This window comes from Actinomadura roseirufa, assembly GCF_900659635.1.
Classification (GTDB): domain Bacteria; phylum Actinomycetota; class Actinomycetes; order Streptosporangiales; family Streptosporangiaceae; genus Spirillospora; species Spirillospora roseirufa.
In genome coordinates, this window is the sequence record NZ_CAACVB010000256.1 from 1 (window position 1) to 10,475 (window position 10,475).

General features: G+C 73.2%; 7 protein-coding genes. 3 read left to right on the top strand and 4 right to left on the bottom strand.

Translation table 11 applies throughout. The features are described from left to right. Together tal and tkt are read right to left on the bottom strand one after the other, a co-directional pair. Nucleotides 1-1,201 (bottom strand): transaldolase (gene tal, locus E1291_RS33865; RefSeq protein WP_131742150.1); only part of this gene is annotated, 1,201 nt, incomplete at its 3' end. A gap of 83 nt (nt 1,202-1,284) precedes the next feature. Continuing rightward, nucleotides 1,285-3,336: a transketolase gene (gene tkt / locus E1291_RS33870; protein ID WP_370771080.1), complete on the bottom strand. Its 2,052-nt coding sequence runs from the start codon at nt 3,334-3,336 to the stop codon at nt 1,285-1,287. A gap of 596 nt (nt 3,337-3,932) precedes the next feature. On the opposite strand from tkt, the gene E1291_RS33875 reads away from it, so the two are divergent. From E1291_RS33875 to E1291_RS33885, 3 genes are all read left to right on the top strand, one after another. After that, nucleotides 3,933-4,931 carry a heme o synthase gene (locus E1291_RS33875; RefSeq protein ID WP_131742156.1) on the top strand — a complete coding sequence of 333 codons (999 nt, stop codon included), beginning with the start codon at nt 3,933-3,935 and terminating at the stop codon, nt 4,929-4,931. Between the two features lie 93 nt (nt 4,932-5,024). Next, the gene (locus E1291_RS33880; RefSeq protein WP_131742152.1) at nt 5,025-6,227 is read left to right on the top strand and encodes a PrsW family intramembrane metalloprotease; all 1,203 of its coding nucleotides are present in this window, start codon (nt 5,025-5,027) and stop codon (nt 6,225-6,227) included. 84 nt (nt 6,228-6,311) lie between these two features. After that, nucleotides 6,312-7,319, top strand: coding sequence for a COX15/CtaA family protein (locus E1291_RS33885; protein ID WP_242614547.1), 1,008 nt, complete (start codon nt 6,312-6,314; stop codon nt 7,317-7,319). Nucleotides 7,320-7,350: 31 nt separating this feature from the next. On the opposite strand, the gene polX is transcribed toward E1291_RS33885, so the two are convergent. Next, a complete protein-coding gene (gene polX / locus E1291_RS33890) occupies nt 7,351-9,069 on the bottom strand; it encodes a DNA polymerase/3'-5' exonuclease PolX (protein ID WP_131742154.1) in 1,719 nt (572 codons plus the stop codon). 71 nt (nt 9,070-9,140) lie between these two features. After that, nucleotides 9,141-10,007 (bottom strand): proteasome subunit beta, encoded by an 867-nt coding sequence (gene prcB, locus E1291_RS33895; protein ID WP_131742155.1) that lies wholly within the window; start codon nt 10,005-10,007, stop codon nt 9,141-9,143. Between the last annotated feature and the right edge of the window lie 468 nt (nt 10,008-10,475).

Consider the following 10,475-nt stretch of genomic DNA (forward strand, 5'->3'; position numbering starts at 1 on the left):
GGCCGGGCGCCATCGCGCCGGCCGCGGTCCGGTCCGGGGGAGCGGACGCGGCCCCGGTGAGAGTGAGGAACAGCTCCTCCAGGCCGCCCCCGCCGGCCCTCTTGGCGTCCAGCTCGCCGCGGATGGAGCCGAGCAGTTCCTCCCAGGACGCCTCGAACTTCTCGACGCCCTCCTCCTCCAGCACCTTCACGACGTCGTCGTAGTCGACGCCGGCCTCCTTCAGCGCCGCCATGTGCGCGCGGGCGTCGTCATAGCCGTCCCGGACCGTGTCCCCGCGCACCTGGCCGTGGTCCGCCACGGCCTCCAGCGTCGCCTCGGGCATCGTGTTGACCGTGCCGGGCGCGACCAGCTCGTCGACGTACAAGGTGTCCTTGAGGTTCGGGTCCTTCACGCCGGTCGAGGCCCACAGCGGACGCTGCGGGCGGGCCCCGGCGTCCTTGAGCGCGCTCCAGCGGCCGGTACCGAACTTCTCCTCGTACAGCGCGTACGCCAGCCGGGCGTTGGCCAGGCCCGCCTTGGAGCGCAGCGCCTTCGCCTCGTCCGAGCCGGCCGCGTCGAGCCGCTTGTCGATCTCGGTGTCGACCCGGCTGACGAAGAAGGAGGCCACCGAGGTGATCGACGACAGGTCGTGGCCGTTCGCGCGGGCCTGCTCCAGCCCCGCGAAGAACGCGTCGATGACCTTGCCGTAGCGCTCCAGCGAGAAGATCAGCGTCACGTTCACGCTGATCCCCTCGGCCAGCGCCGCGGTGATCGCGGGCAGCCCCTCCTCGGTCGCCGGGATCTTGATGAACAGGTTCGGCCGGTCGACCAGCCACCACAGCGCCCGCGCCTCGGCGACGGTCCTGGCGGTCTCCCGCGCCAGCCGCGGGTCGACCTCGATCGACACCCGGCCGTCCAGCCCGTCGGTGCGGTCGTAGACCGGGCGCAGCACGTCGCAGCCCCAGCGGATGTCGTAGGTGGTGATCGCGCGGGACGCCTCCTCGACGTCCACGCCGCGCAGCGCCAGGTCGCGCACCTGCTCGTCGTAGGCCGAGCCCTTGCTGAGCGCCTTGGCGAAGATCGTCGGGTTGGAGGTGACGCCGACGACGTTCCTGTCCTTCACCAGCTCCTCGAGGTTGCCGCTGCGCAGCCGCTCCCTGCTGATGTCGTCGAGCCAGATCGACACGCCCTCGCCGGAGAGCTGCTTCAGGTTCTCACTCATCGCTTTCTCCTCGTCATCGAGTTCCAGGGGGGACGGCGCCTCGGCGGCCGGGCCCGCCGGCGCCGGCGGGCTCGGCCGCGGGCTCAGTTGCCGGTGGTGGAGCCTCGCCCGGCGCCCGGCGAGCCGGCCCTGATCAGGCTCGCCCTGGCCGCCGCGACGACCCGCTCGGCGGTGATGCCGAACTGCAGGAACAGCGTCTTGTAGTCGGCGGAGGCGCCGAAGTGCTCCAGGCTCACCGACTCGCCGGCGTCGCCGACGTAGCCGCGCCAGCCGAGCGCGACCCCGGCCTCCACCGACACCCGGGCGCGGACGCCCGGCGGCAGGACCTCCTGCTTGTAGGCGTCGGTCTGCTCCTCGAACCACTCCACGCAGGGCATCGACACGACGCGCGTCGGGGTGCCCTCGCGCTGCAGCGTCTCGCGGGCCTCCAGCGCCAGCGCGACCTCGCTGCCGGTCGCGATGAGGATCACCTCGGGCCGGCCGCCGGCGGCGTCGGCCAGCACGTAGCCGCCCCTGGCGGCGCCGTCGGCGGAGGCGATCTCCCCGTTCCGCTCCAGGGTGGGGAGCTTCTGCCGGGTCAGCGCCAGCCCCGCGGGACGGTCGGTGTGCTCCAGGACGGTCCGCCACGCGACGGCCGTCTCGTTGGCGTCGGCGGGGCGGACCACGTCCAGCCCGGGGATCGCCCGCAGCGCCCACAGGTGCTCGACCGGCTGGTGGGTCGGGCCGTCCTCGCCGAGGCCGATGGAGTCGTGCGTCCACACGTAGGTCACCGGCAGCTTCATCAGCGCCGCCAGCCGCACCGCCGGGCGCATGTAGTCACTGAAGATCAGGAACGTGCCGCCGTAGGGGCGGGTGCCGCCGTGCAGCGCGATGCCGTTGCAGATCGCGCCCATCGCGTGCTCGCGGACGCCGAAGTGCAGCGTGCGGCCGTACCGGCTGCCGGGGAACTCCTTGGTCTGGAACTCCTCGGGGACGAAGGACGGCTCGCCCTTCATCGTCGTGTTGTTGCTCTCGGCGAGGTCGGCCGAGCCGCCCCACAGCTCCGGCAGCACCGGCGCGAGGGCGGTCAGCACCTCGCCGGACGCGGCGCGGGTCGCCAGGTCCTTGCCCGCCGGGAACTCCGGCAGCTTGGCCTCCCACCCGGGCGGCAGCACCCGGCGCGAGATCCGGTCGTACTCGGCGGCCCGGCCGGCGTCGGCCGCCCGCCAGGACGCGAACGCCGCGTTCCACTCGCCGTGCAGGGCGCGGCCCCGGTCGCACACCTCGCGGGCGTGCGCGAGCACGTCCGCCGGGACGTGGAAGCTCTCACCCGGGTCCAGGCCCAGGATCTGCTTGGTCGCGGCGACCTCGTCGGCGCCGAGCGCCGAACCGTGGATCTTGCCGGTGTTCTTCTTGTTCGGCGCCGGCCAGCCGATGATCGTGCGCAGCGCGATGAACGAGGGCCGGGACGTCTCGGCCTTCGCGGCGGCGAACGCCGCGGCGAGCTTGCCGGCGTTCTCCTCGTAGTCGCCGTTCTCCGTCCAGTCGACGTGGTGGACGTCCCAGCCGTACGCCTCGTAGCGGGCCCGCACGTCCTCCGACAGCGCGATGGCGGTGTCGTCCTCGATGGAGATGTGGTTGTCGTCGTACAGCAGCACCAGGTTGCCGAGCCGCTGGTGGCCCGCCAGGGCGCTCGCCTCGTGGCTGATGCCCTCCTCGATGTCGCCGTCGGACGCGAACGCCCAGATGGTGTGGTCGAACGGCGACTCGCCCTGCGGCGCGTCCGGGTCGAACAGGCCGCGCTCGCGGCGCGCCGCCATCGCCATGCCCACGGCGTTGGCGATGCCCTGCCCGAGGGGCCCGGTGGTGGTCTCCACGCCCGCGGTGTGCCCGTGCTCGGGATGCCCGGGGGTGAGGCTGTTCCACTTGCGCAGCGACTTCAGGTCGTCCAGCGTCAGCGGGTAGCCCGACAGGTAGAGCTGAATGTAGAGGGTCAGGCTGGAGTGCCCGCAGGAGAGCACGAACCTGTCCCGGCCCGGCCAGTTGGGGTCCGTCGGGTCGTGCCGCAGGAACCGCTGGAAGAGCAGGTAGGCGGCGGGCGCCAGGCTCATGGCCGTCCCGGGGTGACCGGAGCCGGCTTCCTCCACCGCGTCCATGGCGAGGGCGCGGATCACGTCCACTGCCCGCCGGTCCAGCTCGGACCATTCAAACGTGCTGTTGTCCCCACTCACGGAACGCCAGGCTCCTCTCGAACCGGTGTGTACAGATCCACTCTTGAGCGATGTGCCCGGCGGACGCGGCCGCCCCATGGTCATAACGTCCGGCGGCACCGGGCGTCTTCCCTCGGGGGGCGGTCCGACCGCCGGGCGCGTGACCGGCGAAGATCAGGCCGCGCCCCCGGCGACCCTATCGCGAGGCCGGGGAGGCGGGTCCGCGCCGCGCCCGCTGACGTGGGCCGCGCCGCTCCGTCCGACCCTTGCCCGATCGGTTCCGCGACTAACCCCTCCGGCGGGTGAACGGCCGGGGGGCGCGCCCCGCTCCGTCCCCGCGCCGCTCCCGTGCCGGGCGGGTCGGGTGCCCCGGTGCTCGCCTCCCGGAGGGGGCGGACTACAGTGATGGCGCGGCTGACGGCAGTGGCCGCGGTATCTTCACCAAGCCGAAGTCGCACCCAAGCCGAGGCCGACCCGGATCGCGGGGGGCACCGCCGAGGCGGCGCGCGATTTCCCATCCCTAGTTGGACGTGGACCCGATTGTGACGGTGCTCAGTAACAAGCGCGGGGTCGAGCTGGACGAGCAGGTGCCGGGGGCGCCTGGGGGCCCCCTCGAGCCGGTGCCCGAGCCGGCCGCGCCGGCGACCGCCGGGCGCTCGATCCTCACCGGCGTGCGCGCCTACGTGGCGCTCACCAAGCCCCGCGTCATCGAGCTGCTCCTGATCACCACCATCCCGGTGATGTTCCTGGCGGAGCGGGGCGTCCCACCGCTCGGCACCGTGCTGCTGACGCTGGCCTTCGGCACCATGTCCGCGGGCGCCGCCAACGCGATCAACTGCTACATCGACCGCGACATCGACGCCAAGATGCGCCGCACCCGGCGCCGCCCGCTGGCCCGCGCGCAGGTCACCCCGGCGCGGGCGCTGGTGTTCGGGATCACGCTGGCCGCGCTGTCCACCGCGGGGTTCCTGCTCACCGTGAACGCCGTGGCCGCCGCCGGGTCCCTGTTCGCGATCCTGTTCTACGTCTTCGTGTACTCCCTGCTGCTGAAGCGGCGCACCTCGCAGAACGTCGTGTGGGGCGGCATCGCGGGCTGCATGCCCGTCCTCATCGGCTGGGCCGCCGTCACCGGCGGCCTCGCCTGGACCCCGTTCGTGCTGTTCGGCGTCGTGTTCCTGTGGACGCCGCCGCACACGTGGACGCTCGCCATGCGCTACCGCGAGGACTACAAGGTCGCCAACGTCCCGATGCTGCCCGTCGTGGCCACCGAGCGCCGCGTCGTCGTCGAGAGCCTCCTCTACACCTACGCCACCGTGGCCTGCTCCCTGGTGCTGTGGCCGGTGGCGGATATGGGCCCGGTGTACGGCGCGGTCGCCGTCGTCCTCGGCCTCGTCTTCCTCGCCGAGGGGCACCGGCTGCTGAAGGCGGTGCGCGCGGGGGTGACCGGTGTCCACCTGCGGCCGATGCGGTTCTTCCACCTCTCCAACGTGTACCTGGCGCTGCTGTTCACGGCCGTCGCCGTCGACCCGCTCCTGCACTGAGTCCACGCCGGCCCGGCCCGTCCCGGCGGGCCGGTCACCAACCGTGACGGGCCCGGCTTAGCGCTTCGTGGCACACCCGGTTACGCTCGCGTCATGGCGCGCGTCGATCCCAAGGCCGTACTGGAAGGGCGAATTCCGGGAAGGCCGCCGGTCGCGTTGATCGGGGGACTGACCGTCTCGTCCCTGTGCGCCGTCATCGCGCTCGCCGTCGACGCCCTGTACGGCGGGGCCGGGTTCTGGGTCGGGGTGATCCTCGCGATCCTGCCCATCCCGCTGCTGGTGGCGCTGGCGCTCACCCTCGACCGGCTCGAACCCGAGCCGCCGCGCGCGCTGGTCTTCTCGTTCATGTGGGGCGCGGGCGTCGCCGTCCTCGGCGCCCTCGTCCTCAACACCCTGGGCCTGCTGTACGTGACCGTCCCGGTCTTCGGCGAGGCGAAGGGGCACTTCGTCAGCGCCACGTTCGGCGCGCCGCTCATCGAGGAGTCGCTGAAGGGCTCCGTCCTGTTCGGCATGCTGTGGTTCCGCCGCAACGAGATCGACGGGTTCGCCGACGGCATCATCTACGCCGCCATGGTCGGCCTCGGCTTCGCCATGATGGAGAACGTCACCTATTACATGCGCGCCTTCGAGGACGGCGGCGCGCAGCAGCTCCAGTCGGTGTTCATCCTGCGCGGCCTCGTCGCGCCCCTCAGCCACCCGCTGTTCACCTCGATGACGGGGCTCGGCGTCGCCTACGCCGCCACCCACCGCCGCTGGCAGGTCGCCGCGCCGCTGGCGGGCCTGCTCGGCGCCATGGTGCTGCACGGCCTGTGGAACGGCGCCACCACCCTCGGCCTCGGCGGTCTGGGCGTGGTCTACCTGCTCGACTTCGGCGTCCTGGTCACGCTGGTCGTCATCGTCTCCGTCGAGCGGCGGCACACCGTCCGGCGGATCGAGGCGTACCTGCCGATGTACGGCGCCACGGGACTGGTCACCCCGCAGGACGTGCTGATGCTGCGCTCGATCCCCTCGCGCCGCGCCGCCCGCCGCTGGGCCCGCGCGGTGGGCGGACCGCCGGCCGGGCGCGCCATGGTCGACTACCAGCTCGCCGCCACCGAGCTGGCCCTGCTGCACAAGCGCGCCGACCGCGGGGTGGCCGAGCCGCACTGGTTCGCCGCGCGCCGGGCCGCCCTGCTGGACCTGATGGCCCAGGCCAGGCACGCGTTCCTGCGGACCCCGCCGCGGCCGGGCGCCGGGCCGGGGACGGGGCCGCCCTGGGCGCCGCGCGGCCCGTCCGGCTTCTTCCCCCGGCCCTGAACCCGCGCCGGACGGCCGGGATCGCGCGACGGGTAACCGGGGGCCGGATCGGGGGCACGGGCCGGCGCCCATACGATTGTCCCCGTGGCTGAACCATCCCCGAACCTGCTGACCCGCGCCCGCGACGCCGTCTGGCGCCCCACCCCCGGATCGCTGCGGTTCCTGGCGCTCCTCGGTGTGATCGGCAACGCGGCGATCGTCGCCTCCGGCGGCGCGGTCCGGGTCACCAAGTCCGGGCTCGGCTGCCCCGAGTGGCCCCGCTGCACCGGCGACAGCCTCGTCCCGACGCGCGACTCCGGGCACTCGGCGCTCAACATGTCGATCGAGTTCGGCAACCGGATGATCACCTTCGTGGTGCTGGCGATCGGCGTGCTGGTCTTCGTCGCCGCGCTCCGGCTCCGCCCCCGCCGCCGCGACCTCGTCCGGTGGGCGCTCGCGCAGCCGCTGAGCGTCGTCGCCCAGGCCGTCGTGGGCGGCATCGTGGTGCTCACCAAGCTGCACCCGGCCTCGGTCGCGCTCCACTTCATGGTCTCGCCGATCCTGCTCATCTTCTGCCTGATCCTCTGGATCCGCGCGGGGGAGGGCGACGAGCGGCCCCGGCCGCTGAGCGGTCCCCGGCTCCGCCGGCTGGCCGCCGGGCTCCCGGCCGCCTGCGGCGCGGTCCTGGTCGCGGGCACCGTGGTCACCGGCACCGGCCCGCACGCCGGGGACGCCGACGCCCGCCGCTGGAGCTTCGACATCGAGGACGTCGCGCGCGTCCACAGCGCCCTCGCCTGGATCACGGTCGGGCTCACCGTCGTCGTCACGGTCGCCCTGCACCGCACCGGCGCCCCCGCCGCGGCCCGGCGCCGCGCGCACGAGCTGGTCGCCCTGGAGTTGGCGCAGGGAGCCGTCGGCTACATCCAGTACTTCACCGGGGTTCCCAGGCCGCTGGTCGTCCTGCACATGCTCGGCGCGGTGCTGATGTGGATCGCCGCGTGGCGCCTCGTCTACGCCCTGCGGGAGCGGGGCCCGATGCCCGGCGGGGAAGCGCCGCCGCTGGCCGGGCCCCCGGCGCAGGTGCCCGGCCAGAGCACGCCCCAGCCCGCCTGACTCCGCCTCTCCACCCCGCTCCCGGGGCCGGTCAGTTCTTGGCCAGGAAGGCGCGCAGGCGCTCCAGCGGCCAGGTGTTGATGACGTCGTCGGGCGTCAGCCAGCCCCGCTGCGCCGTGCCGATCCCGTAGCGGATGTTGCGGTGGTGGGCGACCGAGTGCGCGTCGGTGTCGACGGCGAACTTCACGCCGAGGCGCCGCGCGCGGCGGATGAGGTCGGCGGGCAGGTCGAGGCGGTCGGGGAAGGAGTCGACCTCCAGCGCGGTGCCGGTGCGGGCGGCGGCGCGGAAGACCTCGTCCCAGTCGGCGTCGACCGGCGGGCGGCGGCCGATGCTGCGGGCCGTGGGGTGGCCGATGACGTGGACGTGCGGGTTCTCGCAGGCGCGGACGAGGCGCCGGGTCATGGCCTCGTGGTCCTGGGTGAAGTGGGAGTGGACCGAGGCGACGCAGACGTCGAAGCCGGACAGGAAGCCGGCGTCCCAGTCGACCCCGCCGTCGGGGTCGATGTTCAGCTCGGTGCCGTGCAGCAGCACCAGGTTGGGGTGGGCGCGCTGCAACTCGCGGATCTCCTCGCGCTGGGCGAGCATCTTCTCGTCCGTCATGCGCTGCATGACGAGGTTCGGCGCGTGGTCGGTGATCGCGTAGTACTCCAGGCCGCGGGCGGCCGCGGCGGCGACCATGTCGGCCAGCGGGGCGACCCCGTCGGTGAGGTCGGTGTGGCTGTGCAGGTCACCGCGCAGGTCCTCGGCCGTGACCAGGCGGGGCAGCTCGCCCTTGACGGCGGCCTCGATCTCGCCGCCGTCCTCGCGCAGGGCCGGATGGATCCAGGGCAGGCCGAGGCGCTGGTAGACCTCCTCCTCGGTCGCCGAGACGACCAGGTCCCCCGATCCGGCCTCGAACAGGCCGTACTCCGACAGCTTCAGGCCCGCCTTCACGGCGATCTCGCGCGTGCGGACGTTGTGGGCCTGGGAGCCGGTGAAGTACTGCAGCGCGGCGCCCCACGACTCCGGCGGCACGACCCGCAGATCGACCTGCAGGCCCTTGGCGGTGCGGATGGAGGTCTTCTTGTCGCCGCCCGCGACGACCTCGGCGACCAGCGGCAGCGCGGTGAACGCCGCCATGATCGGCCGCGGGTCGCGGGAGGCGGCGAGCACGTCGACGTCGCCGATCGTCTCGCGCATGCGGCGCAGCGACCCGGCGTGGGCGCAGCGCTCCACCTGCGGGAGCGCGGAGAGCGCGGCGACGATCTCGTCGGCGATCCCGGCGGCGGTGTCGAGCAGGACCCGCTCGCCCGAGCTGCGCAGCAGCTCGATGCCGCGCAGGATGTTCTCCTCGGTCTTGGCGCCGAAGCCCTTCAGCCCCCGCAGCCGGCCGGCGCCGATCGCGGTGGCGAGCTCGTCCACCGAGGAGACGCCGAGCTCCTCGTAGACGGCGAGGGCCTTCTTCGGGCCGAGCGTGGGGATCGCGGTGAGGGCGCGGACGCCCGCGGGAATCCGCAGGCGCAGCTCCTCGACCTGGCGGATCGTGCCGGTGGTGGTGTAGTCGAGGACCTTCTTGGCGATCGCGTCTCCGACCGCGGGGATCGCCCGCAGCCCCGCCGGGTCCATCCCGGCGATGTCGTCGGGGTGGCCCGCGATCGACCGCGCCGCCCGTTCGTACGCCCGGATCTTGAATGCGTCGCCGCCCGTGATGGAGAGCAGGTCGGCCAGTTCTTGGATGAGGGCCGCAGCCTCGTCGTTCGCCCGTGCCATGCCGCGAGTCTACGAGCCGGGTACGACGTTCCCGAGGCGACGTTCCCCGTGCTCAGCGCGCTTCCCGGTGCTCAGCGCAGCGGCGCGACCGGCCCGTCGGGGGCGCGCAGGCGGCCGTCGAGGACCTCGCCGGCGATGGCGGAGATCTGCTCCTCGGGCAGCCGCCGGTAGCCGTCCCCGGTGACGACCGCGACCGTGGGGTAGATGCGGCGGGCGGCGTCGGGCCCGCCCGTGGCGGAGTCGTCGTCGGCCGCGTCGTAGAGCGCCTGGACGCACGCGAGCGCCGCGTCCTCCTCGGACATGCCGGGACGGTAGAGCTTCTTGAGCGAGCCGAGCGCGTAGGGCGAGCCGGAGCCGTCGGCGTGGAAGCCGCGGGCCTCCTGCGGCGCGCCGGTGATGTCGTAGGTGAAGATCCGGCCGGTGTCCGCGCCGGGCTCGTACCCCGCGAACAGCGGGACGACGGCGAGGCCCTGGAGCGCCTGGGCGAGGTTGGCCTGGATGACGGCGCCGAGCCGGCGGGCCTTGCCCGGCAGCGACAGCGGGACCGTCTCCATCTTCTCGTAGTGCTCCAGCTCGACCTGGAACAGCCGGACCATCTCCAGCGCCAGGCCGACCGTGCCCGCGAACGAGACCACCGAGTACTCGTCGGCGCGCTGCACCTTCTCCAGCTCGCGGTAGGCGATGCGGTTGCCCTGGGTGGCGCGCCGGTCGCCGGCCATCATGACCCCGCCGGGGAAGGTCAGCGCCAGGACCGTCGTGCCGTGGGGGAGGTCGGGGACCGCGCCGGTGCCGGGGACGCGGTTGACCGGAAGCAGCTCGGGGGAGTGGAGGCGCAGGAAGTCGACGAACGACGCCGACCCCGCCTCGAAGTACTCGGGCGGCATTCCCTGGTCCTCGGTCCGGCCGGTCACGGCGGCTCCTCTTCTCTCGATGCTCATGATCCCGCGTCGATCCTCGCACGCGGCCGCGCGCGGGGCCACCGGACCGGGCGTGTGCGGGGCCCGCCGTGCCGGGGGCACCGCGCCGCGTGAAACCCACCCGGTGGAGCCGCGGCCGTGCATGGACGGGGGGTGAACCGGCCGTGACGCGCGCACGCAGGGCCGCTGACCCGGCACTGAACCGCCTGGTGAACCGGGGAGTGAGGAAGTTTCGGTCTGAAGTGACCGGGGTCTTGTGTCTGACCGTAATTCGTCCGACCTGGGCGGCTGAGATTTTCCGGCAAAAAGGATCTTGAGGTCTTGTGCCGAAAAGTCCCGCTTTCCAATGATCATCACGTCCCCCGCGAGAGAGGAACGGGAGTGGAGTACCTGCACGTGGGATGTGCCTGTCTGGTCGGGCTCGTTCTGCTGGTGTCGGCGGTGTCCAAGGCGCGTGATCTTGGTGGGTTCGCGGCGTCGGTGCCTGCT

Bases quoted from the DNA above. Each gene is read 5' to 3' on its own strand.
- prcB (WP_131742155.1), bottom strand. From the start codon at position 10,007: ATGAGCATCGAGAGAAGAGGAGCCGCCGTGACCGGCCGGACCGAGGAC.
- tkt (WP_370771080.1), bottom strand. From the start codon at position 3,336: ATGGACGCGGTGGAGGAAGCCGGCTCCGGTCACCCCGGGACGGCCATG.
- E1291_RS33880 (WP_131742152.1), top strand. From the start codon at position 5,025: ATGGCGCGCGTCGATCCCAAGGCCGTACTGGAAGGGCGAATTCCGGGA.
- polX (WP_131742154.1), bottom strand. From the start codon at position 9,069: ATGGCACGGGCGAACGACGAGGCTGCGGCCCTCATCCAAGAACTGGCC.